At 75.5% G+C, this 25,698-nt stretch carries 24 protein-coding genes and 3 pseudogenes; 16 read left to right on the plus strand and 11 right to left on the minus strand.

The annotated features are described in order from the left end of the window. Positions 1 to 34: 34 nt before the first annotated feature. The gene (locus VSR01_RS11130) at positions 35 to 2,830 is read right to left on the minus strand and encodes a beta-glucosidase (RefSeq protein WP_326449102.1); all 2,796 of its coding nucleotides are present in this window, start codon (positions 2,828 to 2,830) and stop codon (positions 35 to 37) included. Positions 2,831 to 3,009: 179 nt separating this feature from the next. On the opposite strand from VSR01_RS11130, the gene VSR01_RS11135 reads away from it, so the two are divergent. The 3 genes from VSR01_RS11135 to VSR01_RS11145 all read left to right on the plus strand — a co-directional run bounded on the left by VSR01_RS11135 (position 3,010) and on the right by VSR01_RS11145 (position 5,202). Beyond that, a complete protein-coding gene (locus VSR01_RS11135) occupies positions 3,010 to 3,693 on the plus strand; it encodes a TetR/AcrR family transcriptional regulator (RefSeq protein ID WP_326449103.1) in 684 nt (227 codons plus the stop codon). A gap of 170 nt (positions 3,694 to 3,863) precedes the next feature. Then, complete coding sequence (locus VSR01_RS11140) at positions 3,864 to 4,304, plus strand: MarR family winged helix-turn-helix transcriptional regulator (RefSeq protein WP_326449104.1); 441 nt, start codon at positions 3,864 to 3,866, stop codon at positions 4,302 to 4,304. 220 nt (positions 4,305 to 4,524) lie between these two features. Next, complete coding sequence (locus VSR01_RS11145; protein WP_326449105.1) at positions 4,525 to 5,202, plus strand: VOC family protein; 678 nt, start codon at positions 4,525 to 4,527, stop codon at positions 5,200 to 5,202. 103 nt (positions 5,203 to 5,305) lie between these two features. On the opposite strand, the gene VSR01_RS11150 is transcribed toward VSR01_RS11145, so the two are convergent. Then, a complete protein-coding gene (locus VSR01_RS11150) occupies positions 5,306 to 5,965 on the minus strand; it encodes an SCO2400 family protein (RefSeq protein WP_326449106.1) in 660 nt (219 codons plus the stop codon). Between the two features lie 318 nt (positions 5,966 to 6,283). On the opposite strand from VSR01_RS11150, the gene efeU reads away from it, so the two are divergent. The 6 genes and pseudogenes from efeU to VSR01_RS11180 all read left to right on the plus strand — a co-directional run bounded on the left by efeU (position 6,284) and on the right by VSR01_RS11180 (position 12,972). Beyond that, positions 6,284 to 7,135, plus strand: a complete 852-nt coding sequence (gene efeU / locus VSR01_RS11155) for an iron uptake transporter permease EfeU (protein WP_326449107.1) — start codon at positions 6,284 to 6,286, stop codon at positions 7,133 to 7,135. Positions 7,136 to 7,265: 130 nt separating this feature from the next. Then, a complete protein-coding gene (efeO, locus tag VSR01_RS11160; protein WP_326449108.1) occupies positions 7,266 to 8,444 on the plus strand; it encodes an iron uptake system protein EfeO in 1,179 nt (392 codons plus the stop codon). A gap of 3 nt (positions 8,445 to 8,447) precedes the next feature. Next, positions 8,448 to 9,848, plus strand: coding sequence for an iron uptake transporter deferrochelatase/peroxidase subunit (gene efeB, locus VSR01_RS11165; RefSeq protein ID WP_326449109.1), 1,401 nt, complete (start codon positions 8,448 to 8,450; stop codon positions 9,846 to 9,848). A gap of 221 nt (positions 9,849 to 10,069) precedes the next feature. Beyond that, positions 10,070 to 10,876, plus strand: coding sequence for an SDR family NAD(P)-dependent oxidoreductase (locus VSR01_RS11170; protein WP_326449110.1), 807 nt, complete (start codon positions 10,070 to 10,072; stop codon positions 10,874 to 10,876). Between the two features lie 206 nt (positions 10,877 to 11,082). Then, positions 11,083 to 12,009 (plus strand): annotated as a pseudogene (locus tag VSR01_RS11175) (SDR family oxidoreductase); the annotation flags it as partial. A gap of 111 nt (positions 12,010 to 12,120) precedes the next feature. Continuing rightward, the gene (locus tag VSR01_RS11180) at positions 12,121 to 12,972 is read left to right on the plus strand and encodes a helix-turn-helix transcriptional regulator (RefSeq protein WP_326453594.1); all 852 of its coding nucleotides are present in this window, start codon (positions 12,121 to 12,123) and stop codon (positions 12,970 to 12,972) included. A gap of 8 nt (positions 12,973 to 12,980) precedes the next feature. On the opposite strand, the gene VSR01_RS11185 is transcribed toward VSR01_RS11180, so the two are convergent. Together VSR01_RS11185 and VSR01_RS11190 are read right to left on the minus strand one after the other, a co-directional pair. After that, on the minus strand, positions 12,981 to 13,952 hold the full coding sequence (locus tag VSR01_RS11185) for an alpha/beta hydrolase fold domain-containing protein (RefSeq protein WP_326449111.1): 972 nt from the start codon (positions 13,950 to 13,952) through the stop codon (positions 12,981 to 12,983). Positions 13,953 to 14,137: 185 nt separating this feature from the next. Continuing rightward, the gene (locus VSR01_RS11190; RefSeq protein WP_326449112.1) at positions 14,138 to 14,962 is read right to left on the minus strand and encodes an SDR family NAD(P)-dependent oxidoreductase; all 825 of its coding nucleotides are present in this window, start codon (positions 14,960 to 14,962) and stop codon (positions 14,138 to 14,140) included. A 98-nt stretch (positions 14,963 to 15,060) separates the two neighbouring features. On the opposite strand from VSR01_RS11190, the gene VSR01_RS11195 reads away from it, so the two are divergent. Then, positions 15,061 to 15,627 (plus strand): TetR/AcrR family transcriptional regulator, encoded by a 567-nt coding sequence (locus VSR01_RS11195; protein ID WP_326449113.1) that lies wholly within the window; start codon positions 15,061 to 15,063, stop codon positions 15,625 to 15,627. 138 nt (positions 15,628 to 15,765) lie between these two features. Here the strand turns inward: VSR01_RS11195 and rpmF are convergent, their stop codons facing one another. The 3 genes from rpmF to rpmB all read right to left on the minus strand — a co-directional run bounded on the left by rpmF (position 15,766) and on the right by rpmB (position 16,586). Continuing rightward, positions 15,766 to 15,936, minus strand: coding sequence for a 50S ribosomal protein L32 (rpmF, locus tag VSR01_RS11200; protein ID WP_326449114.1), 171 nt, complete (start codon positions 15,934 to 15,936; stop codon positions 15,766 to 15,768). Positions 15,937 to 16,044: 108 nt separating this feature from the next. Continuing rightward, positions 16,045 to 16,350, minus strand: coding sequence for a 30S ribosomal protein S14 (rpsN, locus tag VSR01_RS11205; protein WP_326449115.1), 306 nt, complete (start codon positions 16,348 to 16,350; stop codon positions 16,045 to 16,047). Next, positions 16,350 to 16,586, minus strand: coding sequence for a 50S ribosomal protein L28 (rpmB, locus tag VSR01_RS11210; RefSeq protein WP_326449116.1), 237 nt, complete (start codon positions 16,584 to 16,586; stop codon positions 16,350 to 16,352). Before rpmB ends, rpsN begins: the two co-directional genes overlap by 1 nt. Positions 16,587 to 16,672: 86 nt before the next feature. On the opposite strand from rpmB, the gene rpmG reads away from it, so the two are divergent. From rpmG to VSR01_RS11225, 3 genes and pseudogenes are all read left to right on the plus strand, one after another. After that, complete coding sequence (gene rpmG, locus VSR01_RS11215) at positions 16,673 to 16,837, plus strand: 50S ribosomal protein L33 (protein ID WP_326449117.1); 165 nt, start codon at positions 16,673 to 16,675, stop codon at positions 16,835 to 16,837. 6 nt (positions 16,838 to 16,843) lie between these two features. Next, a complete protein-coding gene (locus VSR01_RS11220; protein WP_326449118.1) occupies positions 16,844 to 17,095 on the plus strand; it encodes a type B 50S ribosomal protein L31 in 252 nt (83 codons plus the stop codon). Positions 17,096 to 17,148: 53 nt separating this feature from the next. After that, a pseudogene (locus VSR01_RS11225) lies at positions 17,149 to 18,284 on the plus strand (GTP-binding protein). Positions 18,285 to 18,365: 81 nt separating this feature from the next. Here VSR01_RS11225 and VSR01_RS11230 read toward each other — a convergent pair. Continuing rightward, a complete protein-coding gene (locus VSR01_RS11230) occupies positions 18,366 to 19,031 on the minus strand; it encodes a TetR/AcrR family transcriptional regulator (protein ID WP_326449119.1) in 666 nt (221 codons plus the stop codon). A 100-nt stretch (positions 19,032 to 19,131) separates the two neighbouring features. On the opposite strand from VSR01_RS11230, the gene VSR01_RS11235 reads away from it, so the two are divergent. Together VSR01_RS11235 and VSR01_RS11240 are read left to right on the plus strand one after the other, a co-directional pair. Then, positions 19,132 to 20,109 carry an SDR family NAD(P)-dependent oxidoreductase gene (locus VSR01_RS11235; RefSeq protein ID WP_326449120.1) on the plus strand — a complete coding sequence of 326 codons (978 nt, stop codon included), beginning with the start codon at positions 19,132 to 19,134 and terminating at the stop codon, positions 20,107 to 20,109. Positions 20,110 to 20,179: 70 nt separating this feature from the next. After that, a complete protein-coding gene (locus VSR01_RS11240; protein ID WP_326449121.1) occupies positions 20,180 to 21,067 on the plus strand; it encodes a helix-turn-helix transcriptional regulator in 888 nt (295 codons plus the stop codon). A 98-nt stretch (positions 21,068 to 21,165) separates the two neighbouring features. Here the strand turns inward: VSR01_RS11240 and VSR01_RS11245 are convergent, their stop codons facing one another. The 3 genes and pseudogenes from VSR01_RS11245 to VSR01_RS11255 form a co-directional block, all read right to left on the minus strand. Continuing rightward, positions 21,166 to 21,618: an SgcJ/EcaC family oxidoreductase gene (locus tag VSR01_RS11245; protein ID WP_326449122.1), complete on the minus strand. Its 453-nt coding sequence runs from the start codon at positions 21,616 to 21,618 to the stop codon at positions 21,166 to 21,168. 380 nt (positions 21,619 to 21,998) lie between these two features. Next, positions 21,999 to 23,681: pseudogene (locus VSR01_RS11250) on the minus strand (SpoIIE family protein phosphatase); the annotation flags it as partial. 207 nt (positions 23,682 to 23,888) lie between these two features. Beyond that, positions 23,889 to 24,803: a LysR family transcriptional regulator gene (locus tag VSR01_RS11255; RefSeq protein WP_326449123.1), complete on the minus strand. Its 915-nt coding sequence runs from the start codon at positions 24,801 to 24,803 to the stop codon at positions 23,889 to 23,891. A gap of 230 nt (positions 24,804 to 25,033) precedes the next feature. On the opposite strand from VSR01_RS11255, the gene VSR01_RS11260 reads away from it, so the two are divergent. Further along, positions 25,034 to 25,666, plus strand: coding sequence for an NADPH-dependent F420 reductase (locus tag VSR01_RS11260; protein ID WP_326449124.1), 633 nt, complete (start codon positions 25,034 to 25,036; stop codon positions 25,664 to 25,666). Positions 25,667 to 25,698 lie beyond the last annotated feature (32 nt).

The following is a 25,698-nucleotide window of genomic DNA, read 5'->3' on the forward strand; positions in this document are numbered from 1 at the left end:
GTCCGCGCGTCCCGGCCCGCGGGGACGGCCGCCCTCAGCGCCGCGGCGGCACCGCCGCGGTGAGCCGGACGTCGGCGAGGGAGTGCGCGGCCTCCAAGGTCAGCGGACCCGGCACGACGCGCCAGCCGTCGGCCGCCTCGTCCCAGATCCTGGCCGCCCGCAACGGCACCGGGACCACCACGTCCACCGCCTCGCCCGGCGCGGCGGCGACCGTGGTGAAGCCGACCAGGCGGCGCGGCTCGTCGGGCGAGCGCAGATAGAGCTGCACCACCTCGCGGCCGGTCCTGCGGCCGGTGTTGCGCAACCGGACCCGGGCGGTGGCCAGCGTGCCGTCGTCGGCCGAGCCGGGCTCGACCGCCAGTGCCTCGTACGTCCAGCGGGTGTAGCCGAGCCCGTGGCCGAAGCAGTACGCGGGCGCGGGCGCGGTCCCCGACCCCGCCGGGCCGGCCGCGCGCTCCCAGGCGCGGTGGCCGATGTACGGACCCTCCTCGTACGCCAGCACGCCGTCCCGCGGCGCGACCCGGGTGACCGGCGCGTCGGCCAGCCGGGCCGGCCAGGTGGTGGGCAGCCGGCCGCCGGGCTCCGCGGCGCCGAGCAGCACGTCGGCCAGCGCCGCGCCGGCCTCCTGGCCGGGGAACCACGCGAGCAGCACCGCCGCGACGTCCTCGCGCCACGGCATCTCCACCGGCGCGCCGGCGTTGACCACCACGACGGTGCGCGGGTTGGCCGCGGCGACGCGCGCGACCAGTTCGTCCTGGCGGCCGGGCAGCCGCAGCGAGGCGCGGTCGAAGCCCTCGGACTCCACCCGTTCGGTCGTCGCGACGACGACCACCGCGGTGTCCGCGGCGCGCGCGGCGGCCTCGGCCTCGGCCAGCAGCTCGTCCGGGTCGCGCGCCGGCTCGCCGTGCAGCAGGCCGAAGCCCACCGCCTGGACCGGCAGCGGCAGGTCCTTGACCGGGGTGTGCAGCAGGCTCACCTCGACCGGCTCCCCCGCGGCCAGCTCGACCGTGCCGCGCTCGGTGGGCCGGCCGAAGAACGCCTCGAACGGGTCGGCGTCCGGGTCCGCCTGCCCGCCCTCGAACAGCACGCGGCCGGCCACGGTGAGCCGGAAGTCGCCGGTGCCGCGGGTGCCGAAGCGGTGCGGTCCCGCCACCCGCGGCACGAACGTCCCGCGCACCTCGACGGTGTGCAGTTCCTCGTACGCCACGCCGTCCGGCAGGTCGCCGAGCCACTGCACCTGGCCGCCGGGCAGCGGCTCGCCGCCCAGCTCCGCGCCCGCGGCGTCCCGGGCCACCGCGTGCAGCGTGAACCCCGTGCCGGCGGCGGCCAGTTCCTCCGCGGGGTCGGCGCCCAGCGCGTACCGCACCGGCACGTCCGCGGGCAGAGCGGCCCGCAGCCCCTCCAGCGGCGAGACCACGTGCTCGGGGAACACCTGCGCCGACCCGCCGCCGAGGACGCGCGCCTCGCGCGCGGCGGCCCCGACCACCACGAGCCCGCGGGGCCCGCGCGGCGGGGCGAGCGGCAGCAGCGGGACGTTCCCGTACACGGAGTCGGGGGCCGGGCCGGGGACGGCGGCGGTCGCCGGCCCGGACCCGGCCCCCGGCTCGTCAGCGGGGGCGGCGGCGGGGGCGGCGGTTACGGACGCGGGCGCAGGGACGGACGCGGGCCCGGCGGGAGGGGGGTCGGCGGCAGGCTCGGCGGCGGGGGCGGCGTTGGCAGCGGCGGCGGTGACGGGCGCGGTGGCGGACGCGGGCCCGGCGGCGGGGTCGGGCTCGGCTACGGGCTCGGTCGCGGGTGCCGGGGCCGCGCCCGGCGGCGGGGCGGGCTCGTTGCGGAGCAGGACGCACGCGCGGACGGCGAGTTCGCGGGCGAGCGCGTCGCCGTCGACGCCCGCCGGGCGGTCGGCGACGGCGACCGCGGCCGGGGCGCCGGAGAGCAGGCCGGCGCGGGCGGCCAGCCGCAGCACCCGCCGCGCGGCGGCGTCCACCAGGTCCTCGGCGACCTCGCCGGCCCGCACCGCGGCGGCCAGCGCGTCGCCGTAGACGGTCAGCGGCCCGGGCATCGCGATGTCCAGACCGCCGCGCAGCGCCCCCACGGTCGAGCGCGCGGCGAACCAGTCGGAGACCACCACGCCGTCGAAGCCCCATTCACCCCGCAGCACGCCGTTGACCAGCGCGTCGTGCTCGGTCATGGTCACGCCGTTCACCGCGTTGTAGGCCGCCATCACGCCCCACGGCCGGGCGTCGGCGACGATCGCCTCGAACGGCGCGAGGTACAGCTCGCGCAGCGCCCGCGGCGGGATGCGGTTGTCGACGGTGAAGCGGTCGGTCTCCGCGTCGTTGCCGACGAAGTGCTTGACGGTGACGCCGATGCCGCCGTCCTGCACGCCGCGCACGTAGCCGGTGCCGATCACGCCGGTCAGGTACGGGTCCTCGCTGTACGCCTCGAAGTGCCGCCCGCCCAGCGGGCTGCGGTGCAGGTTGACGGTCGGGGCGAGCAGCACGTGGACGCCCTTGCGGTGGGCCTCCTGGGCGAGCAGCCGGCCGGCCCGGCGCGCCAGGTCCGGGTCCCAGGTGGCCGCGAGCGCGGTCGGGCTGGGCAGCGCGACCGACGGGTCCTCGGCGGTCCAGCGCCGGCCGCGGACGCCGACCGGGCCGTCGGACATCACCAGCGGGGCCAGGCCGATCGCGCCGATCGCCGGCAGCGACCACATGTCCCGCCCGGCCAGCAGCCGCGCCTTGGCGTCCAGGTCCAGGTGGCCCAGCGCCTGCTCGACGGCCCGCTCGCGTTCGGTCTCGGCGCCGAGGGCGTACGGGGGGTGCGGCGTCATGTCCGGCTCCCTGGTGTGGTGGCGGATGCGAGGCGCTGGCCATCCTGGCCCGGCACGACCGGGTTGCCTGTCGTACGGTAGGCATAGTTATCGATTCGTCATCATGGCCGGGATGCCGCCGTGGCCGGGCTTGTAGGGTCGGGGGCCCGGGCCGGACGGCCGGAAAGGGGGTGGCGGACGTGGCACGCACGCGGGGCGAACGCTCGTCGGAGCGGCGCGCGGAGATCATCCAGGCCGCCACGGAGGTCATCGCCGAGCGCGGCTACCGCGGCGCGACGCTGGCGGCGGTCGCCGAGCGGGTCGGCCTGACCCAGCAGGGGCTGATGCACTACTACCCGACCAAGGAAGCGCTGCTGGTGGCCGTCCTGGAGGCCAGGGACCAGTGGGACATGGCGTCGGCGGCGCTGCACGGCCGCTCCTGGCCGCTGGAGGTGGTGGCGAATCTGGTGGACTACAACGCCACCCGGCCCGGCATCGTCCAGGCGTTCACCGTGCTGGTCGGCGACAGCGTGACCGAGGGGCACCCGGCGCAGGCGTACTTCAAGGACCGCTACGCCCATGTGCGCGAGGGCGGCGCGGAGGCGCTGCGCGCGGAGTACGGCGACCGGCTGCCCGGCGGCCTCACCCCCGAGCGCGCGGCGACGCTGCTGGCGGCGGTGATGGACGGGCTCCAGGTGCAGTGGCTGCTGGACCCGGACGCGGTGGACATGCCGGCGGCGTTCCGCGATTTCCTCGCGCTGCTCGCGCCGCTCGGGCCTCCGGCGGAGGGGGCGGCGGGGTCCGCGGCGTCCGCGGGGGCGCGCGCGGAGGCGGCGGGAACGCCGGACGCCGACGACGGCGGAGAAACCGCCCGCCGCGCCTGACCCCGGCGGCGGACCGTGAGGCGAACCACGGTCCGCCGACTGCTGGCCGCGAAGGCGCCCAGGCGCGGGGGCGTCCGGGACACGACCCGCCGCGCGCGGGCACCGGGGGGCTTCGGAGCGGGCTCGTCCCGGGCGTATCGGGAGCCGGAACACCGCAGTACGCTGGCGCAATGTCTTCCGGCAGCCCGCCCGACCCCACGGACCCGCTGACCGCCGAGGTGGTCGACCTCGTCGGCACGTTCGCGGCCCGCTACGACCGGGAGTACGACGCGGCCGCCGCGGCGCACCACCTGACCGGGGCCCAGGCGCGGCTGCTCACGCTGCTGGCCGCCGAGCCGCTGCCGATGCGGCAGATCGCGCAGCGGCTGAAGTGCGAGCCGTCCAACGTGACCGGGATCGTGGACCGGCTGGAGGCCCAGGGCCTGGCCGAGCGCCGCGCGGACCCGGCCGACCGCCGGGTGAAGCTCGCCGCGGCCACCCCCGTGGGCCGCGCGACCGCGGAACACCTGCGCGCCTCGCTCGACTTCGCCCGCGAACCCCTCGCCTGCCTCTCCGAAGCCGACCGCACCACCCTGCGCGACCTGCTCCGCAGAATGATCAGCCCGCACTGACCGCGGGCTCGCGCCGGCGACGGCGACCGCCCGCGGAGGCGGCTCCCCCGGCCCCCGCGTCGGCCGTCGAGCCCCGCCGCCGGAGCCGCCGCTCGTCCTCCCGGGACGCCGGGGTTGCGCCCGCTCGCCCGCCGGCTCGCGTCCCCGCGCCGTCGCGGCCGGCAGCCGCCGTGCCCCGTGGCGCCGCCGGACGACCGGGCGGCGCTGGCAGCATGGGGGGATGGACGAGAAGATCAGCACGGGTGAGATCCTCGCCGCGATCGACGGCGGCGGGCTCGGGGACTGGCGGAAGGTGGCGCTGGGGATCGCCGCGCGCTACCGCGTGGCGGACGCGCGGGCCGGGGCCGCGTTCACGGTCGCGGTGGCCGACCTGGCGGCGGCGGCCGGGCGCGCGCCGGAAGTCCGGCTGGGTGCCGCCTTCGTGGACGTCACGCTGTCCACGGCCGACCCGGCCGGCGGCGGGCGGTGGGTCACCGCGCGGGACCTGGAACTGGCCCGGGTGATCAGCGCGTCGGCCGCCGAGCGCGGGCTCACCGCCGCGCCCGGCGAGGTCACGCAGGTGGAGCTGGCCCTGGACACCGCCGACGACGCGCGGATCGCCCCCTTCTGGTCGGCGCTGCTCACCGGCGACCCGGGCAACGTCGTGGCCGACTCAATCCTCGACCCCACCGGTCGGGTGCCCGCCGTGTGGTTCCAGCGCACCGAGCCGCACACCGCGCCGCGCCAGCGCTGGCACCTCGACCTGTGGCTCGCGCCCGAGGTCGCGCAGGAGCGGATCGCCGCGGCGGTCGCGGCCGGCGGCACGGTCGTCAGCGACGCCGAGGCACCGTCGTTCACCGTCCTCGCCGACCCGGACGGCAACAAGGCGTGCGTCTGCACCGCGCTGGACCGCCGCTGACGCCACCGGCCCGCCGGCGCCCGGCCGCCCGTCCCCGTTCCCCTTCCCGTCCCCGTTCCCGTCCTCGTCTCTAGTCCGGGTCCCAGCCCCAGCCGCCCCGCGGCTACCCGTCGCACCACCACAGCACCGGCTTGCACGTCGTCCGCGTCGGCGTGGGCCGGGTGGTCGTGGGAGTCGCCGAGGGCGTGGCCGGGCGGGTGGTGGTGGCCGGGGGCGGCGCGGGGGTGGTCGGCCGCCGGGTGGTGTGCGCGGGATGCGGGGACGCGGATGCCGGCGGCGTCGTGGCGGTCGCCGAGGGCGACGCGGAGGCGCTCCCGCCGGTGTGCGGCGCGGACGGGCTCGGGCTGCCCGAGCCCTCGGGGAACAGGTCCGCGTCGTCGGTCGACGGCGGCCCCGACGTGGCGTCGGGCGGCAGGACGACGCCGGGCCCGCTGCCGCCGGATTCGCCCGCCCCGCCGGGTCCGCCGGACAGCGCCGCCATGGAGAACATCGCCAGCGCGCCGACCGCCGCGATCGCGCCCACGCCGTAGACCGCGGCGCGCTGCCTGGTCCGGCGGGCCCGCCGGACCCTGCCGCGCCGGCTCTCGGCGCGCCGCGCGGCCCGGCCGCCGCCGAGCGGCTCGTGCCCGTCGTCCCGCGGCACCGCGGGCAGCCGCGCGGTGTCCGCCGTCGCGGGCAGCACCAGCTCGTCCGCGGGGGTCCCGCAGCCGGGGCAGGAGTACGCGCCGTTGAGGTGGCGACGGCACGCGTAGCAGTAATCCATGGCGGGATGGACCCTAGGGGAACGCTCGGGCCAGGCGGAACCCTCGCCTTCCGCTTGTCCCGCCTTTGCCGGGAAACTCCCCGACGCCCGGACCGCGACCGGTTCCGCCCCCCGCCATCTTGGTAAAGGGATGGTCAAATCACATGCCCGTGACCGGCCTTGACATCCCCTTCGCCCGCTTTGCTCCCCCGCGCGGCTTGACGTACGACGACGGGCGCGCATTCTAGTGAGGGTCGCCTAACCAAGGGCAGGCTTCGCTAAGACCCGACCGCCGGTCCTCCCCCGGCGCCCACCGAACCGGACCTCCGAAGGACCCACATGCTGCCCACGTTCGTCATCGGACTGCGCGAAGGACTCGAAGCGGCGCTCATCGTCGGCATCATCGCGTCCTTCCTCGGTCAACAGGGCCGCCGGGACGCGCTGCGCAAGGTCTGGATCGGCGTGGGCATCGCGGTGGCGATCTGCGTCGCGGTCGCGGTGGGCCTCCAGGTGTGGTCCAGCGACCTGCCGCAGCGCCAGCAGGAGCAGTTGGAGACGGTGGTCGGCGCGATCGCCGTGGTGATGGTCAGCTACATGGTGCTGTGGATGAAGCGCCACTCGCGCGACCTGCGCAAGGACCTGGAGGGCGCGGCCGGCCAGGCGCTGGCGGCCGGCTCCGCCTCCGCGCTGATCGTGATGGCCTTCCTGGCGGTGCTGCGCGAGGGCTTCGAGACCTCGGTGTTCTTGCTCGCCACCTTCAACGAGAGCAGCAACCCCTGGTACGGCGGCTCCGGCGCCGCCCTCGGCATCGTGGTGGCCGCGGTCATCGGCTACGGCATCTACCGCGGCGGCGTCCGCATCAACCTCTCCCGCTTCTTCCGCGTGACCGGCGTGGTGCTGATCCTGGTCGCGGCCGGCCTGGTCGCCACCGCCCTGATGACCGCCTACGAGGGCGGCTGGCTGGACCAGGGCTCGCAGGCGTTCGACCTGTCCTGGCTGGTGCGCCCCGGCACGCCGGTCTCCTCGGTGGTCACCGGAGTCCTCGGCATCCAGCCGTACCCGAACTGGGCGATGGTCATCGGCTGGCTGGTCTACGCGGTCCCGATGACCGCGGTCGTGCTCTGGCCGGCCCGCCGCAAGGCGCCGGCCGCGGCGCAGCGCAAGCAGCCGCGGCCCGTCGAGGCCGGCTGACCGCGCCGCCGCGCGGGGCGGTTCCCCGCACGGCCCCGCGCGATCCCGCGCACCCCGTACCTCCCGCACTCCCCTCTCCCCCGCCCACACGCGACGTCGTCGTGCCCGCACGGCCCCCGAGGAGCCCGCTGTGAACGCCCCTTCCACCCGCCGTAGAGTCCTGGCCTGTGCCGCCACCGCGCTGTCCGCGGGGCTGCTGCTGACCGCCTGCGGCGGTGACAAGGACGGCTCGGGCGACTCCGGCGCCAAGGCGAAGAACGCCTCGGCCACGACCGCGAGCGTCGCGATCACCATCACCGACAAGGACTGCGCGCCGGACCCGGCGAGCGTCCCCGCGGGCACCGTGAAGTTCAAGGTGACCAACAAGGACTCCGCCAAGGTCACCGAGGCCGAACTGCTCGACGGCGGCAAGATGCTGGGCGAGAAGGAGAACCTGACCCCGGGCCTGTCCGGCGACTTCACGCTCAACCTCGACGCGGGCAGGTACACCGTCTACTGCCCGGGCGCGCACACCGACAAGACCGGCTTCACCGTCACCGGCGCCGCGAAGAAGACCTGGAAGGACGACCCGCGGCTGGTCGCCGCCACCCAGGACTACGCGGCCTGGATCACCGGCGAGGTCAAGCAGCTGGTGACCACCACCGACGCGTTCACCGCCGCGGTCAAGGCCGGCAAGGTGGACGAGGCCAAGACGCTGTACGGCAAGGCCCGCATCCACTACGAGCGCGTCGAGCCGACCGCGGAGATCTGGGGCGACATCGACGGCCGGATCGACGGCCGCGCCGACGACGCGCCCACCCCCGCCGACTTCACCGGCTTCCACCGCATCGAGCAGGCGCTGTGGCAGCAGAAGTCGCTGACCGGCACCGCGAAGCTGGCCGACCAGCTCGACACCGACGTCAAGGCGCTCTACGCCAAGGTGCAGACCGTGGAGTACCAGCCCGCGGAGATCGCCAACGGCGCCACCGACCTGGTCAACGAGATCCAGTCCTCGAAGATCACCGGCGAGGAGGAGCGCTACTCGCACATCGACCTGCTGGACTTCGACGGCAACCTGGCCGGCGCCAACGAGGCCGTCAGCGTGCTGATGCCGGTGCTCAAGGCGAAGGACGCGGCGCTGGCCGCCACCGTCACGCAGCGGTACCAGCAGACCGCCGCCGCGCTGAAGAAGTACCAGGCGAAGCCCGGTTACGAGAACACCGGCTACGTCGACTACAGCAAGGTCTCCGCGACCGAGCGGCGTACCCTGTCGCAGACCGTGGACGCCTACGCAGAGGCCGTATCCAAGATCGCCGGAAAGATCGCCTGAGCCGTGACCGACAGCCCCGACGCCGCCGCCTCGTCCACCCCGTCCGACGCCCCGGGCACGCCGGGCGCGTCCGGCGCTCCGGGCGCTCCGGGCCCGTCCGCCGGCCGTCCCGCCGTCAGCCGGCGGCGACTGCTGGGCGCGGTGGGCGCCGGAGCGGTCGCGGGGGCGGCGCTCGGCGTCGGCGGCGCCGCGCTGGCCGACCGCGACGGCGGGTCCTCGGACGGGTCGTCCGGCGCCTCGTCCGGCGGGGGCTCGGCGGACGGCGGCGCGGCCACGGTGGCCTTCCGCGCCGGCCACCAGGCGGGCATCGCCACGCCCGCCCAGGACCGGCTGTGCTTCGCCACCTTCGACGTGGCGCCCACCGCGACCCGCGCCGACCTGGCCGAGCTGCTGGCCACCTGGACCGCGGCGGCCGAGGCGATGACCCGCGGCCTGCCGGTGCCCGGCGACAAGGGCGACCTCAACACCCCGCCGGACGACACCGGCGAGGCCGCCGGGCTGACCCCCGGCCGGCTCACCATCACCGTCGGATACGGCCCCTCGCTCTTCGACGGCCGGTTCGGGCTGGCCGCGCGCCGCCCGTCGGCGCTGAAGCCGCTGCCCGAGCTGCCCGGCGAGAACCTCGACCCGGCGGGCTCCGGCGGCGACATATGCGTGCAGGCGTGCGCCGACGACCCGCAGGTGGCCTTCCACGCGGTACGCAACCTGCGCCGGCTCGGCTTCGGCACCCTGGTGCCGCGCTGGATGGAACTGGGCTTCGGCCGCACCTCCTCCACCTCCCCGCAGCAGACCACCCCGCGCAACCTGCTGGGCTTCAAGGACGGCACTCGCAACATCGACGCCACCAACGCCGGCCTGATCGGCAGGCACGTGTGGATCGGCGAGGAGGAGCCGCAGCGCTGGGCGCGCGGCGGCTCGTACCTGGTGGCCCGGAAGATCAAGATGCGGATGGAGCAGTGGGACCGCGACCGGCTGGGCGACCAGCAGAACGTCTTCGGCCGCTTCAAGGACACCGGCGCGCCGCTGACCGGCGCCAAGGAGTTCGACACGCCGGACTTCGCCGCGAAGAACGGCTCGCAGTACGTGATCCCGGCCGACGCCCACATCCGGCTGGCCGCCCACGAGAACAACAACGGCCTGCGCATCCTGCGCCGCGGCTACTCCTACACCGACGGCATCGACCCGGAGACCGGGGACCTGCTGGGCGGCCTGTTCTTCATCGCGTTCATGAAGAGCCCGCAGCAGTTCGTCACGCTGCAGCGGGTGCTGGGCGCGCACGACGCGCTCAACGAGTACATCCAGCACATCGGCAGCGGCGTGTTCATGGCGCCGCCGGGCCTGGCGGCCGGGCAGGACTGGGGCCGCCAGCTGTTCGGCCAGGGCGGGCCGGCGCAGGGCGCGTGAGCCCGGGCGTGCCGGCGGGGACGGACCGGCGCGGGGACGGACCGGCGCGGGAGCCGATCGGCGCGGGGACGGACCGGCGCGGGGACGGATCGGCGCGGGGCGCGTAGCCAGGGATCGGGAGTCCCTGGACAGGTGAAGCCTTCATCCGCCGGGCGGAGCGGACGAGTCTGGAGCGGACGGCGGGCGCACGGCCCGCCGGCCCCGGACGAAAGGCCCTCCCCGTGAGCACTCCCACCGACTCCCGCACCGACCCCGCCGCCGGCGCCCCCTCGCGGGGACGGATCGCGCTGGTCACCGGCGGCAACCGCGGCATCGGCCGCAGCAGCGCGCTGCGGCTGGCCGCCGACGGCGTCGACCTGATCCTCACCTACCGCTCGCACCCCGAGGAGGCGGAGGCGGTCGTCGCCGAGGCCGAGGCGCTGGGCCGCACCGCCCGCGCGCTGCGGCTGGACACCGGCCGGGTCGAGGACTTCCCCGCGTTCGCCGACGCGCTGCGCGACGCGCTGAAGCAGGGCTGGGACCGCGACACCTTCGACTACCTGGTCAACAACGCGGGCCACGCGGCCGGCGGCCCGATCGCCGCGACCACCGTCGAGGACTTCGACGGCCTGGTGAACGTCCACCTGCGCGGCGTGTACTTCCTCACCCAGACGCTGCTGCCGCTGCTCACCGACGGCGGCCGGATCGTCACCCTCTCCTCCGGGCTGACCCGGTTCGTCGGCCCCGGCTTCTCCGCCTACGCCGCGGTCAAGGGCGCGGTCGAGGTCTTCACCCGCTACCTGGCCGTCGAGCTGGGCCCGCGCGGCATCAGCGCCAACACCGTGGCGGCCGGCGCGGTCGCCTCGGACTTCGCGGGCGGCCTGGTGCGCGACGACGCGGAGTTCCAGGCCCGGATCGGCGCGGCGACCGCCCTCGGCCGGGTCGGGCTGCCCGACGACATCGGCGGCGCGGTGGCGGCGCTGCTCGGCGAGGGCACCGGCTGGATCACCGGCCAGCGCATCGAGGTCTCCGGCGGTCAGCAGCTCTGACCCGTCCGCCGATCCGACCGGTACGCCGATCCGACCGGCGAGCGGCGGACACACAGCGAACACGGCGGACACGGCGGGCGAGAGCAGACACGGCGGACACCGGCAGCCGCGGCGGTCCCGGTCGGTCGTGGCCGATCGCGGTCGGTCGTGGCCGGTCGTGGCGCCGTACGACATGCAAAAGTGGACTGGAGTGGAGGAGGACGACCATGGCACGTACCCCGCTCGACCTCGCGGTGCCCGATCTCGGCGGCCGGCTGGCCGTCGTGACCGGCGGCAGCGACGGCCTGGGGCTCGGACTGGCCGGCGCGCTGGCCGCCGCGGGCGCCGAGGTGGTGCTGCCGGTGCGCGACCCGGCCAAGGGCGCCGCCGCGCTCGAACGCGTCCGCGCCGCGGCCCCCGGCGCCCGGGTGTCGCTGCGCGGCCTGGACCTGGCGTCGCTGGACTCGGTCGCGGAGCTGGCCGGCACGCTGCTGGCCGAGGGCCGGCCGGTGGACCTGCTGGTGCTCAACGCGGGCGTCATGACGCCACCGGTCCGGCACACCGCCGCCGACGGCTTCGAGCTGCAGTTCGGCGTCAACCACCTCGGGCACGTCGCGCTCACCGTGCGGCTGCTGCCGCTGCTGACCGCGGGCGGCGGGGCACGGGTGGTCACCCACACCAGTTTCGGCGCCCGGCAGGGCTCGCTGCACTGGGACGATCTGCAGTACGAGCAGGGCTACACGCCGTGGAAGGCGTACAACCAGTCCAAGCTGGCGCTCGCGCTGTTCGGGCTCGAACTGGGCCGCCGCTCGGACGCGGCCGGCTGGGGCCTGACCAGCGTCCTCGCCCACCCGGGCCTGGCCTCGACCAACCTCCAGGCGGCCGGCCCGAGCATGGGCCGCGCGCGGCCGTCGCGGATGCGCGCCGTCTTCTCCCGGCTGGCCCGGTTGGGGCTGCTGGTGCAGCCCGTCGAGAAGGGCATGCGGCCGGTGCTCTACGCGGCCACCTCGCCGCACGCGCGCACCGGAGCCTTCTACGGCCCCGGCGGCCCCGGCCAGATCAGCGGCCGGCCGGTCGAGTTGAGGCACTACGCGTCGATGCGGGACGCTGCCGCCGCCGCGCGGATGTGGGACGAGTCGCTGCGGCTGGCGGGCGTACCGGCGCCGGCGGACGCACGGCCGGCCGTCGTCGGCCGCGACGCGGCCGGCGGCTGGCCGGCGGTGCGGGCGGGCGGGCGAGACGGACCACGGGGAGGGCTGAGGGCGGTGGACCGGGACCGTGAACAGCTCGCCGACTTCCTGCGCACGCGGCGCGAGGCGCTGCAGCCCGAGGACGTAGGGCTGCCGCGCGGCGCCCGGCGGCGCACCCGGGGGCTGCGCCGGGAGGAGGTCGCCGCGCTGTGCGGGATGTCCGCGGACTACTACGGCCGGCTCGAACAGGGCCGCGGCCCGCAGCCGTCGGAGCCGATGCTCGCGGCGATCGCCCGGGGCCTGCACCTGACGCTGGACGAGCGCGACCACCTGTTCCGGCTGGGCGGCCACTCCGCGCCGCCGCGCTCGGCCGCGACCGACCACGTCAGCCCCGGGCTGATGCGCATCCTGGACCGGCTGGCCGACACCCCCGCGCAGGTGATGGGGAACACCGGCGAGACGCTGGTGCAGACGCCGCCGGCGGTCGCGCTCCTCGGCGACCAGGCCGGCCACACCGGCCGGGCGCGCAGCATCTTCTACCGGTGGTTCACCGATCCGGCGGCGCGGCTGATCTACCCGGAGGAGGACCACCCGCTGCACAGCCGGCTGTTCACCTCCGACCTGCGCACCGCCTACTCCCGGCAGGGCTCGGCCCCGGACCGCCCGGCCGCCCGCCTGGTCGCCGAACTCCTCGACGTCAGCCCGGAGTTCGCCCGGCTGTGGAGTGCCCACGAGGTGGGCCTGCGGCGGCCGGAGACCAAGCGGCTGCGGCACCCCGCGGTGGGCGTGCTCGACCTGCACTGCCAGACCCTCTTCGACGCCGACCAGCCGCAGGGCCTGCTGGTGTACACCGCGACGCCCGGCTCGGAGTCCTACGAGAAGCTCCAGCTCCTGACGATGCTCGGCGCCCGGCCACCGGGCTCGTGACGCGGGCGCTACCCGTGGAGGCGGCGGCGCAGGAAGTCGTCCCAGGTCCGCCCGAACGTGGCCGCGAGCGCGGAGTCCGGGGCGAAGACGTCCCAGGCGTGGAAGGCGTGGGCGTACAGGTGCAGGTCGACCGGGACCCCGGCGGCGGTCAGCCGCCGGGCGAAGTCGAGGTCCTCGTCGCGGAAGACGTCGTACTGGGCCACGGCGACGAAGGTGTCCGGCAGCCCGGCCAGGTCGGTCGCGCGGCCGGGCGCGCAGTAGGGGTGCACGTCGGGGGCGCCCACGCGCTCGCCGAGGACGGCGGCCCACGCGTAGAGGTTCTCCCGGCGGTCGTAGAGTCCGAGGTCGGTGATCTCGTGGCTGGACGGGGTGTCGTTGCGGTCGTCGAGCATCGGGTAGTTCAGCGACAGCAGCCGCGGGCGGCGCTGCCCGCGGTCGCGGACCATGAGCGCGGTGGCCGCGGCGGGCGCGCCGCCGCCGCTCGCCCCGGCCAGCCCGATCCGGTCGGGGGCGATCCCGTGCGCGGCGGCGTTCGCCGCGGCGGCGAGGTGGGTGTAGGCGAGGTAGCCGTCCTCGGTGGCCCCGGGCGCCGGGGTCTCGGGCGCGAGCCGGTAGTCGACCACGGCGAGCACGATGTCCAGGCGCAGCGCCATGGCCGCGGCGTACGCCCGGGACGCGGGGTCGTGGGCGCTGCCCAGCACCTGCGCGCCGGCGTGGAAGTACAGCAGGCACGGGCGGGGTCCGCCGGTGCCCCCGGGCCGGAACAGCACCACGTCGAGCACGGTGCCGTCGTCGCGGGGTATGCCGAGCGTCTCGACCGCGACCCGCGGGTCGGGGGCGGGGACCGGCAGCGCGGCCATGGCCGCGGTCATCCGCGCGCGGAAGGCGGGGATGTCGGAGAAGTCGAGCGCGGCGCCGTTGGGACCCTTGGGCATGGCGTCCAGGGCCGCGGCGAGTTCGGGGTCGATGTCGTAGGCCATCGTCGTCCTTCGGGTGCGGGGATCGCGGAGAGGTGCGGGGGGGCGGAGGAGGGCGGGGGCGCGCGGGGGCGCGGACAGGTGCCGAGGCGCGGAGAGGTGCCGAGGCGGCGCGGTCGCTGGGCCCGCGAGGGCCGCAGGGGCCTCGGAGGCCGCGGCCGTCGCGGCCGTCGCGGCCGTCGCGACGCTCAGAACAAGGCCGGCTGGCCGCTGCCCGCGGTGATGCCGCCGTCGACGGGCAGGATCACGCCGGTGATGAAGCGGGCGTCGTCCGAGGCGAGGAAGGCGACCGACCCCGCGACGTCGTCCGGAGTGCTGTGGCCGGTCAGGGCCCGCCGCTCGTCGAACCGCTCGATCAGCCGCCACGCGTCGGGGTGGTCGGCGGCGTGTTCCTCGCCGAGGGTCAGCGAGGGGGCGACCGCGTTGACGCGGATGCCGAACCGGCCGAGGTCGAAGGCGAGCCCGCGGGTGAAGTTGACGACGGCGCCCTTGGCCGCGTTGTAGGCGGTAAGCATCCGGTCGCCGCCCAGCCCGGACGCCGAGGCGATCTGCACGATGCTGCCCCGGGTCTGCTTCAGGTGTGGCAGCGCCGCCCGGGCGCCGAAGAAGCAGCTGTCGACGTCGGTGCCCATGACCAGCCGCCAGTCGTCGAGGGTCGTCTCCTCGAAGTCCCGGCCCAGGCCGAGGCCGGCGTTGGACACCAGCACGTCCAGGCGGCCGAACCGGTCCACCGCCGCGTCGGTCATCGCCTGCACGGCGTCCTGGCTGGTGACGTCGGTGGCCACGGCGAGCGTCCGGTCCGCGCCCAGCTCGGCCGCGAGCGCGTCCAGCCGGTCCTTGCGGCGGGCCGCCAGGACCACGTTCGCCCCCTCGCGGGCGAACCGCCTGGCGATGCCGACCCCGATCCCGGAGCTGGCGCCGGTGACCACGACCGTCTTCCCGCCGAACCGCTGTGCCGCAGAGACCGCAGGGATCGCAGAGGTCGCGGAGACCGCCGAATCCGTCGAATCCATCGAGATGCCTCTTTCGTAGCGTCAGTGTGTGACGTTTTTAGCGTCAGACACTGACACTACTCGCGTCAGAGGTTGACGCAAAATGGTAGGGTCGGCCCATGCCGAGGAGCGGGGAAGCAGCACGTCGGCGGCTGCAGCAGGCCGCGCTGGAACTCTTCGCCGAGCGCGGCTTCGACCAGACGCCGGTGGAGGCGATCGCCGCGCGCGCCGGAGTGACCGAGCGGACCTTCTACCGCCACTTCGCGGACAAGCGCGAGATGTTCTTCGACGGGGAGACCGAGCTGCGCGACCTGCTCGTGCGGGCCGCCACGGCCGTCCCGCACGGCGTGAAGCCGCTGCCGGCCCTGCGCGCGGCCTTCCACGAGGCGGTGCCGCTGTTCGAGCGCAACCGCCCGTTCACCGAGCCCGCCGCGCGGATCATCGCCGAGACCCCGGCGCTGCGTGAGCGCTCGCTGGCCAAGCACGCCCTGCTGGTGGAGGCGCTGACCGGCGCGCTGCGGGCGCGCGGCGCCGACGCCGGGACCGCGCCGCTGTACGCCCAGGTCGCGATGGACACCCTCACGGTCGCCACCCACCGCTGGATGCGGGACCCGTCCGTCCCCCTGCACGACCAGATCGACCTGGCCTTCCGCGAGCTGCGGCTCGCCGCGGCGGCCCTCAAGTAGCCGGGCGCGGCTCGGGCCCGGCGGGCGGAAGCGGCCCGGGTCCGAGCCGCCCACCGGGCCCGGGTCGGCCGCCGGGCCCGGGCCCGGCGGCCGGTGGCCGCCCGCGCGCACCCGCGCCCGCGCCCGCACCCGCGCCCGTCAGCCGGCGGGATCGATCAGCCCCCGTTCGTACGCCTTCCGCAGACGCTGCGGGACCAGGTAGGACGCACCGGCCACGGTGACGGGCACGAGCCGCGGGGGCGCGGCCTTCCAGCGCGCCCGGCGGTGGCGGGTGTTGGCGCGGGACATCCTGCGTTTGGGTACGGCCACGGGTCTCTCCTCGGGTACGGCGGGCGGGGCCGGCACGCGGGCGGACGTTCGTCGGTGGGCGACGACGGGGGCGGGCGACAGCGGGCGGCGGGGCGGCGGACGGCCCGGCTACCAACTGCTCTTGCGGACGCCGGGCAGTTCGCCCGCGTGCGCCATCGCGCGCAGCCGGACCCGCGAGACCCCGAAGGCCCGCAGGTGGCCGCGCGGTCGGCCGTCGACGGCGTCGCGGTTGCGTACCCGGGTGGCGCTGGCGTCGCGCGGCTGCCGGCCCAGCTCCCGCCGGGCCGCCTCGCGCTCCTCGGGGGTCGAGGCCGGCGCGGCGATGATCCGCTTCAGCTCGGCGCGGCGCGCGGCGTACCGGGCGACCACGGCGCGGCGCTGCTCGTTCTTGGCGATCTTGCTCTTCTTGGCCATCAGACGACGCCGCCCCTGGCGCGGATGCGCGCGACGGCGGCCTCGATCCCGATGGCGTCCACCGTCTTGATGCCCTTGGCGCTCAGCGTGAGCCGCACGTAGCGACCCTCGCCCGGCAGCCAGTAGCGCTTGCGCTGGATGTTCGGGTCGAAGCGGCGCGGGGTGCGCCGGTGGGAGTGCGAGATCGCGTTGCCGAAGCCGGGCTTGCGCCCGGTGAGCTGGCAGTGGGCGGACATGGGAGGTCCTCCGGACGGTCGGATGGAGTGAGCGCGCTCACCGTAGCGCTTTATGAAAATGAAAACCAGTAGCGTATGATGGGAGCATGGCACGCAACGAACTCCGCCCGATCATCAAGCTGCGGTCCACCGCGGGGACCGGCTACACCTACGTGACCCGCAAGAACCGCCGCAACGACCCCGACCGCCTGGTCCTGCGCAAGTACGACCCGGTCGCCGGACGCCACGCCGACTTCCGAGAGGAGCGCTGAGCAGCGATGAAACCCGGCATCCACCCGCCGTACGAGCCGGTCGTCTTCCGCGACCGCGCCGCCGGCTTCGCCTTCCTCACCCGCTCGACGGTCACGAGCGAGCAGACCGTCGAGTGGGAGGACGGCCGCACCTACCCCGTCGTGGACGTCGAGATCTCCTCGGCGAGCCACCCCTTCTACACCGGCACCCAGCGCGTCCTGGACACCGCCGGCCGGGTCGAGCGCTTCCGCCGCCGCTACGAGCGGGGGGACCGGTGAGCCCCTGGCCGGCGGGCGGCGGACCGGCCGACGCCTGGCCGGCGAACGGTCCGCTGCCGGTGGCGGTCCTCGCCGGCCTGTGCGTCGACGCCCGGACCGCGGCGGTCGAGGAGATCCTGCGGACCGTGCCCGGCGCCGTCGTCCTGCACCACGACCTGTCGGCGGCGCCCGCCGGGCGGGTGCGCCGCACGGTCCGCGACGCCACGGGGGTGATCGACTCCGGCGGCGCTCCCCTGGCCGACGACTGCGCCTGCTGCGCCCTGCGCGAGGACCTGGTCCCGGCGCTGCTGCGGCTGGCGGACGAGGGGCGGCACCGCTTCGCGGTGGTGGAGCTGTGGGACTCCGTCGAGCCCCAGGCCATGGCGGACGTCATCGCGGCCGCGGGCGATCCGGTGGCGCTGAGCGGCGTCGCGACCGCGGTCGACCCCGCGCTGGTGCTGCCCCTCCTCGGCGACGGCGACGACCTGGCCGAGGTCGGGCTCGCCGCGGCGCGGGCCGACCGGCGCACCGTCGCCGACACCTTCGCCCGGCAGATCGAGTACCCGGCGCTGCTCGCCCTCGCCGAGGGCGAGCAGCCGGCCGACGCCACCGACCTGGCCCTGCTCGCCCAGCTCACGCCGGCCGCCCGGCGGGTGCGGGTCGGCGCGGGGGCGCTCGGCCGGCTCTGCTGGCCGGCTTCGACCCGGCCGCGGCGGCCGCCCGGCAGCACCCCGGCTGCGCGCTGCTTCCGCAGGAGGCCGATGAGCACGGCGTCAGCACGCTGGTGTGGCGGGGCCGCCGCCCGTTCCACCCGGCGCGGCTGCACGCCGCGCTGGAGGAGCTGGCCTGCGCCGCCGCCCGCAGCCGGGGGCGGTTCTGGCTCGCCGACCGCCCCGACGAGCTGATCGGCTGGGACGCGGCGGGCGGCGCGCTGTGCGTCGAGCCGGCCGGCCCCTGGCTGGCCTCGCTGCCGGACGCCGCGTGGGAGCTGGTGCCGGCCGAGCGCCGGGTCGCCGCCGCGCTGGACTGGCACCCGCGGCACGGCGACCGCGGCCAGCACCTGGCCTTCACCTCCCCCGGGCTGGACCGCGACGCCCTGGTCGCGCTCCTCGACGCCTGCCTGCTCACGGACGCCGAGTACGCCGCGGGCCCCGACGCCTGGCGCCGGCTCCCCCATCCCTTCGACGCCTTCCTCGCACCGGCCTCCTAGCCGCCCCGCCCCGGCCTCCTAGCCGCCCGCCGGCTTCCTAGCCGCCACGGCCGCGGGGCGTTTTCGGCCGCGGCGGAGACCTCAGTCGCGGGGCAGCACGCCCAGCAGGGACGCGGTGAGGGAGACGCGGAGGGCGTCGCGCAGGTCCAGGTGGAGGACGCCGAGGGCGGGCTCGTCCTCGTAGGCGGCCAGCAGGCTGGGCGGGGGCGGGACGTAGGCCGACAGCGCGCCGGCCGAGATCAGGGTCATCAGGCAGAACATCTGCGCGCCGTCGCCGAGTTCGGGCAGGTGGCGGCGGAGCAGGTCGGTCATGGCCGCGAGCCGCGCGAGGGACGAGCGCTTGTGGCGCTTGACCACCTCGACCGAGACGTTGTGCTCCAGGACGCCGCCCTGCGCGCCGAAGAGGTCGCACAGCACGGCCCGGCCGGCCAGCGACCGGCTGAGGATCTCGGCCAGGCGCTCCGCCCGCGCCCGCGGGGCGGCGTCCGCGTCGATGCCCGCGGCCAGTTCGTCCGCCAGCTCGGCGAGCCAGCTCTCCAGGAAGACGTCCAGCAGTTCGAGCAGCACCGCCTCGCGCGACTCGAAGTACCGCAGGACGTTCGACTTGGCCAGGCCCACCCGGCGGCTGAGCTCGTTGAGGCTCACCTCGGCCACGGGCATCTCGTCGAGCATCGCCGCCGCCGTGTCCAGGATCGCCCGGCGGCGGATCTCCCGCTGCTCCTCGCTGCGCGCCCGCTGAAACGTCACGGGTGCAGTCTAGCTTAAAGACCGCTGGTCTCTTGACAGGAGACCGGCGGTCTTTTAATTTGGCGGCACAACAGACCGGTGGTTCTTCAAGGAGTGCGCCATGAGCGGCGACAACTGGACCGAGCAGCACATCCCCGACCAGCGCGGCCGGGTGGCGATCGTGACCGGCGCCAACACCGGGCTGGGCTTCCAGACCGCCCGGATGCTCGCGCTGCACGGCGCGACGGTGGTCCTCGCGGTCCGCGACGTCGAGAAGGGCGAGCGGGCCGCCACCCGGATCACGGAGGAGGCGGCGGCCCGGGGCGTCGCCGCCCGGCACCGGGCCGCCGCCGTCCGAGGCGAGGCCGGGGTCGCGGGCGGCGTCACCGTCCAGGCCCTCGACCTGGCCTGCTTGGACTCGGTCCGCTCCGCCGCGGCCGACCTGCGCGCGGCCCACCCGCGCATCGACCTGCTGATCAACAACGCGGGCGTGATGTACACCCCGCGGCGGACCACCGCCGACGGCTTCGAGCTGCAGTTCGGCACCAACCACCTCGGCCACTTCGCGCTGACCGGCCTGCTGCTGGACCGGCTCCTGCCGGTCCCCGGCTCCCGCGTCGTGACGGTCAGCAGCACCGGTCACCGCATCCGGGCCGCCATCCACTTCGACGACCTGCAGTGGGAGCGCTCGTACAGCCGCGTCGGCGCGTACGGCCAGGCCAAGCTCGCCAACCTGATGTTCACCTACGAGCTGCAGCGCCGGCTCGCGCCGCACGGCACCACGATCGCGGTGGCCGCGCACCCCGGCCTGTCGGACACCGAACTCGCCCGCAACACCCCCGCCGCGCTCCGCCTGCCCGTGACCTGGCTCGCGCCGCTGATCGCCCAGAAGGCGGAGATGGGCGCCCTGCCCACGCTGCGCGCGGCCACCGACCCGGCCGTCACCGGCGGCCAGTACTACGGCCCCGGCAACCGGGGCGAGGTGCGCGGCTACCCCAAGGTGGTCGCCTCCAGCCCCGCCTCCCACGACCGGGCCGTCCAGCAGCGCCTGTGGACCGTTTCCGAGGAGCTGACCGGGGTGACGTTCGCCGTGGCGTGAGGCTGCGGCGCGGCCCCGGGGGTACCGGCAGTGCCTCCCACCGCCCGCGGGCAGCGCCTACGGTGAGGGGATGGCCACGACCGACCCGCGCACCGAGATCAGGGAGTTTCTGCGCTCGCGCCGCGCGCGGATCACACCCGAGCAGGCCGGGCTCCCCGTCTACGGCGGCAACCGCCGGGTCACGGGCCTGCGCCGCGAGGAGGTGGCGCTGCTGGCCGGGGTCTCGGTCGACTACTACGTGCGGATGGAGCGCGGCAGCCTCGCCGGAGCCTCCGACGGGGTGCTCGACGCGTTGGCCCGCGCCCTGCGGCTGGACGAGGCCGAGCGCGACCATCTGTTCCGCCTCGCGCGCCGGTCCAGGGAGCCCGGCGGCGCACGCCGCCGGCGCCCCGCCGTGACGGTGCGTCCGGCGCTCCGGCAGGTGCTCGACGCCATCGCCGACGCACCGGCCTGGATCTGCAACGCCCGTTACGACGTGCTGGCCATGAACCGGCTCGCCCGCGCGCTGTACGCACCGCTGCTGGCCGACCGGCGGCGGCCGGCGAACACCGCGCGGTTCGTCTACCTGGACCCCGCGGCGGAGACGTTCTTCGTCGACCACGACCGCGTCACCCGCGACGTGGCCGCGAAGCTGCGCATGGAAGCCGGCCGCGACCCGTACGACGAGGAGCTGATCGCCCTGATCGGCGAGCTGTCGACGCGCAGCGACGTGTTCCGGCGGCGGTGGGCGTCCCAGGACGTACGGCTCCACCGGTCCGGACGCAAGCGCTTGCACCATCCGGTGGTGGGCCGGCTTGACCTGGACGTCGAGTCGATGGAGATGTCCGCCGAGCCCGGCCTGCTCCTGAACGTGTACACCGCGCCCGCCGGCACGGCGACCGCCGACGGCCTGGCCCTGCTGGCGTCCTGGGCGGCCGGCCAGGAGGAGCCGGCGACCGAGACCGAAGCGCCCCGCTGACGTTCCGGCCTTTGCGGCTCCCACGGCCCCGGCGCGACCCGGGCGCCCGACCCATGACCTCGGGCCGGGCACCCGGGCGCCGTCCTACGGACGCCTGGTCAGCGGTGGCTCTCGGGCAGCGGGATGGTGTGCCGCACCGGGGTGTTGGCGTAGGCGTGGACCAGCCACTCGCCGTTGCGCTTGACGAAGAACCACATGCCGCGGATGGCGTGCTCGACCGGCACCTCCACCGATCCGGGCAGGTAGGCGCCGCCCTCCGAGACCAGCAGCATGATGTCGTCGGAGATGTAGCGCAGTTCCAGGGGCGAACCGAGCACGTGGGTGCCCTTCCACTTGCCGGCGAACGACTCGGCCATCCAGTCCCGGATCGCGGCACGGGTCTTGAGATTGGCGCCCGGGAGGATGACGCTCGCGTCCTCCGCGTAGACGGTGGACAGCACGTCCGCGTCGTTGGCGTTCCACGACGTGGTGATGCGCTGGACGATCTCGGTGACGGCCGCGGCGTCCTCGGGGCGGACGGGCGTGGCTGACGGGGCGGTTTCGGCGGTCATGGCTGGTTTCCTTCGCGATGGTGTTCCGTCGGTGGCGAGGATCGGACCACCCCGGTCCGTGTGACGGCACGCGTGACCGCACGGCTGCGCGTCGCGGGACCGCGGGTCGCAGGACCGGGCGGCCGTGCGGCACCGTGGAGGGGACAAGCAGAGCCGGACGATCTCCGGACGCCCGGCAGACTCGGCAGTGCCTCGACGCCTTCACCTACGAGGGTCGTCCAGGGCGCCGAAGCGGACTTCTCCGTTGTTGCTGTCTGCCGGCTGTTGCCGTCTGCCGGCCGGCTCCGGACGGCGCGCACCCGTACGGCGCCCGGACGGCGCGCACTCGTACGGCGCTCGGACCGGCGGACCGGGACGGCCGCGGCGTCGCCGCCGGCTGAGCGGGGCGTGCGGACGGCGAGGAGGGCGACGTCGTCGTGGCCGGTCGGGCGGGCGCGCTGCAGCAGTTGATCGGTGAACGAGGTGAGCGGGCGGTGCGCGAGGGCCGCGGCGTGCTGGCGCAGGCGCTCCATGCCGTCGTCGAGGGAGGAGCCCGGGGCCTCGACGAGACCGTCGGTGTACAGGACCAGGGTGGAACCCGGCGGGAGCTGCGCGACGGCGTCGGGGCGGGTCGTGTGCTGCCGCAGGCCGGTGCCCAGCAGGAGGCCGTGTCCGTCGGTCAGGTAGTCCGCCAGGCCGTCTCGGGTGACCAGCAGCGGCGGGGGGTGGCCGGCGTTCGTCCAGGTGAGTTCCCACGTGCCGTCGGCGCTCTGGGCCAGCCGGGCGAAGATCAGCGTGGCCATCGTGACGTCGGTGAGGGGCTGGATCGCCTCGTCCAGGCGCGCCACGACCCGGCCGGCGGGGCGCTGCTGGGACCAGGCGTAGGCGCGCAGGATGTTCCGCATCTGGGCCATGCCCGCGGCGGCCTCCAGGTCGTGCCCGACGACGTCCCCGATCGCCAGGGCTATCGCGCCGTCCGGCAGCGTGAAGGCGTCGTACCAGTCCCCGCCGACCTGCGAGGCGTCGGGTGCGGGCAGATAGCGGACGGTCATCTCCAGCCCGAGCACCTGGGGCATCTGCGGCAGCAGGTGCTTCTGCATCGTCTCGGCCACCGCGCGCTGGCGCTGGTAGAGGCGGGCGTTGTCCAGCGCCAGCGCGGCGCGGCGGCCGATGTCCTCGAACAGCGGGATGTCGGGGTCGGTGTAGTCGCCCGGCGTCGTGGACCGCCCGAGCGTCAGCGCGCCCAGCACGTCGCGCGCGCCGCGCAGCGGCACGATGGCCGCGGAATGGATGCCGGTGGCCTTGAACAGCCTGCGCTGTTCCACCGCGATCCCGGAGTCGGGTGCGCGCTGGTAGGTCTCGGGCCCGGCCAGCGTGGACGCGACCCCGCGCAGCGCCCGCGACAAGGGCATCGGCGACTCCTCCGGGACCGGCGGCATCGGCCCTTCCAGGTCGGTGCGGTGCTTCAGCGCCGTACCGTCGGCTTGCACCACCGCCTTGCGCCACACTTCGTCCCGCTCCACGATCAGGTCGACGACCACCCAGTCCGCCAGCCGCGGCAGGAGCAGATCGGTGAGCCGCCGCACCGCCTCGTCGGCGTCCAGGGTGGAGGTCAGCCGCGTGGTGGTCTCGGCCAGCAGGGCCAGCCGCTCCACCTCCGTCAGCGGCACGGCGGGGCGGCCGGCGGTCCGTGGCGGCGGCGCCGAGGGGTCGGCGGAGTCGAAGATCACGAGCGTGCCGGCCTCCCGGCCGCCGAGCTCGTACGGGGTGATCAGCCAGGCGACGCGGAAGACGGAGCCGTCGCCGTGCGCGAAGAACTCCCGGTCGCCCTGGGCCGTCCGCCCGGCGTGGAACGCCTGGCGCATCCCGCACTGCGCCGCGGCCAGCGGCTGGCCGTGCTCCCCGCGGTGCAGCAGTTCGTGCGCGTCCTGCCCGAGCAGGTCCTCCGCGCTCCTGCCCAGCCGGCGCAGCGCCGCGCCGTTGACCGCCAGTATCCGGCCCGCCTTGTCCACCACGTAGGCGCCGCTGCCGATGAACTCCAGCGCGCCCGCCGCCGTCGCCGACAGCGCGTGCCCGGCCCGCACGGAGTCTGCTCCGCGTCCCTGCTCCGGCACTGGCGCCGCCTCCTCGATCACACGCTCTCTCGTCAGATCCTCTCTCGATCCGCCGCGTCATGCCCACGCCTGATCCGCGCGTGCTCCGCTCTCCCCCGCCCGGCGCCTGCGGCACGCCTGCTCAGCGCCTGCCCAGGAAGCCCTGGCCGATCCCTGGGCCGACGCCGGAACCGCCCGCTACCGCCCCGCGTGGTCCGCCACGCCGTCCTGAAGCTGCCACATCTCGTAGTTCCCGCACTCCGCCGTGGCGCCGGCCGTCGACTGAGCCGCGAGGACGAAGTCGTTCACCAGCGGCGAGGTGTGGGATGCCGCCACCGCGAGGCACACCTGGTCGGCCGCCACATCCGGGATGGGCACGTAGACGATGTCAGGACGCGAGAAGAAGACCGACGCCGAACGGGCCAGGAAGGAGATGCCCCGCCCGGCGGCGACGTGTTCGAGCGTCTCGTCCGCCCCGCGCACCGGGTACCCGGCGTCGGGGAACGGACGGCTGGTGGGCTGCGTGCTCGGGTCGCCCTGCCACACCAGGGGCTCGCCGGCCAGGTCGGCCTCGGTGACCTGCTGTTTGCCGGCCAGCCGGTGCCCGGCGGGCAGCACCGCCACCCGCGGCTCGGCGTACAGCGGGATGACGCGCAGGCCGGCCTTGTCGATGGGCAGCCGCACGTAGCCGACGTCGATACGGCCGTCGAGCAGCATCGCGGCCTGGTCGCCGCCTTCGATCCGCTGCACGTCCACAACCACGTCCGGGTGCCGGTCCTCGAACGCACGGGCCGCAGGGATGACCGCGACGCCGGCCCGGAAACCCACCATCAGCCGCCGCTTGCCGCCGGCCGCCGCGGCCACCCGGCGGCGGACCGCGTGGGTCGAGGCAAGCAGCGGACCGGCGTCGGCCAGCAACTGCCGGCCCGCCTCCGTCAGCTGCACGCCGTGGCGGTCCCTGGTGAACAGCGAGACGCCGAGGTCCTGTTCGAGCGCTCGGATCTGCCGGCTGAGCACCGGCTGCGCGATGTGCAGCTCGTCGGCGGCGCGGCCGAAGTGCAACCGGTCGGCCACGGCGACGAAGTAGCGCACTTTGCGCAGATCCAGATCCACGGCGCCTCCACGCGGTAATGCCTTGAGGGTATCACCGCGGCTGAAAGGGGTCTTGGACGCCCGCATCCGGCCGATGGCAGCCTGAACAGGCACCCCGCGGTCCGAGTGCATTCGACGCCCGAGTGGATTCGACGTCCGAGTGAATTCGGCACGAGAATTCCGCGGCGGGGCCCTGACGACGACGGGAATGGGCCGCGGCGCCCCGTCCAGCTCCAGAAAGCAGGAGATCCATGAGCAGCATCAGCATCATCGGCCTGGGAAACATGGCCCGCGCCCTGGCCGCCCGGGCACTCGCGGGCGGCAACACGGTCGAGATCATCGGCCGCGATTCCGCCAAGGCCGAGGAATCGGCCGCCGCGCTCGACGGCGCCACGGTCGGGACGGCCGGCGCCGTCCCCGCGGGGGACCTCGTGGTCCTCGCCGTGCCGTACGTCGGCGCCGCGCCGGTGGTGCGGGAGTACGGGGACGCGCTGCGCGGCAAGATCATCGTCGACATCACCAACCCGCTAGCCGCCGATCTGCAGAGCTTCGTCGTCCCGGACGGCAGTTCCGGCGCGCAGGAGATCGCCGAGGCGGCCCCCGGCGACGCACACGTGGTCAAGGCGTTCAACACCCTGTTCTCCCACGTCCTGGCCGCCGGCCCGGCCGAGGGCCGCCCGCTGGACGTCTTCATCGCGGGCGACGACGCGCAGGCGAAGGCACACGTGTCGGCGTTCGTCGAAAGCCTGGGGCTGCGTCCCTGGGACACCGGGGCCCTGTCCATGGCGCGGGCGCTGGAGAACGTCGGCCTGATGGAGCTGGGCCTCATGAACCACTCCGTCAAGCACACCGATTTCTCGCTCGGCATCACCCTTCTCCGCTGAACGCCCGCCCCACCACCCCTCTCATCCCCTCT

This window comes from Actinacidiphila sp. DG2A-62, assembly GCF_035825295.1.
Lineage (GTDB): Bacteria > Actinomycetota > Actinomycetes > Streptomycetales > Streptomycetaceae > Actinacidiphila.

Coding starts and splice junctions, on each gene's coding strand:
- VSR01_RS11130 (WP_326449102.1), bottom strand. CDS start 2,830: ATGACGCCGCACCCCCCGTACGCCCTCGGCGCCGAGACCGAACGCGAG.
- VSR01_RS11140 (WP_326449104.1), top strand. CDS start 3,864: ATGTCTTCCGGCAGCCCGCCCGACCCCACGGACCCGCTGACCGCCGAG.
- VSR01_RS11145 (WP_326449105.1), top strand. CDS start 4,525: ATGGACGAGAAGATCAGCACGGGTGAGATCCTCGCCGCGATCGACGGC.
- VSR01_RS11150 (WP_326449106.1), bottom strand. CDS start 5,965: ATGGATTACTGCTACGCGTGCCGTCGCCACCTCAACGGCGCGTACTCC.
- efeU (WP_326449107.1), top strand. CDS start 6,284: ATGCTGCCCACGTTCGTCATCGGACTGCGCGAAGGACTCGAAGCGGCG.
- VSR01_RS11185 (WP_326449111.1), bottom strand. CDS start 13,952: ATGGCCTACGACATCGACCCCGAACTCGCCGCGGCCCTGGACGCCATG.
- VSR01_RS11190 (WP_326449112.1), bottom strand. CDS start 14,962: ATGGATTCGACGGATTCGGCGGTCTCCGCGACCTCTGCGATCCCTGCG.
- VSR01_RS11195 (WP_326449113.1), top strand. CDS start 15,061: ATGCCGAGGAGCGGGGAAGCAGCACGTCGGCGGCTGCAGCAGGCCGCG.
- rpsN (WP_326449115.1), bottom strand. CDS start 16,350: ATGGCCAAGAAGAGCAAGATCGCCAAGAACGAGCAGCGCCGCGCCGTG.
- rpmB (WP_326449116.1), bottom strand. CDS start 16,586: ATGTCCGCCCACTGCCAGCTCACCGGGCGCAAGCCCGGCTTCGGCAAC.
- rpmG (WP_326449117.1), top strand. CDS start 16,673: ATGGCACGCAACGAACTCCGCCCGATCATCAAGCTGCGGTCCACCGCG.
- VSR01_RS11220 (WP_326449118.1), top strand. CDS start 16,844: ATGAAACCCGGCATCCACCCGCCGTACGAGCCGGTCGTCTTCCGCGAC.
- VSR01_RS11235 (WP_326449120.1), top strand. CDS start 19,132: ATGAGCGGCGACAACTGGACCGAGCAGCACATCCCCGACCAGCGCGGC.
- VSR01_RS11240 (WP_326449121.1), top strand. CDS start 20,180: ATGGCCACGACCGACCCGCGCACCGAGATCAGGGAGTTTCTGCGCTCG.
- VSR01_RS11245 (WP_326449122.1), bottom strand. CDS start 21,618: ATGACCGCCGAAACCGCCCCGTCAGCCACGCCCGTCCGCCCCGAGGAC.
- VSR01_RS11260 (WP_326449124.1), top strand. CDS start 25,034: ATGAGCAGCATCAGCATCATCGGCCTGGGAAACATGGCCCGCGCCCTG.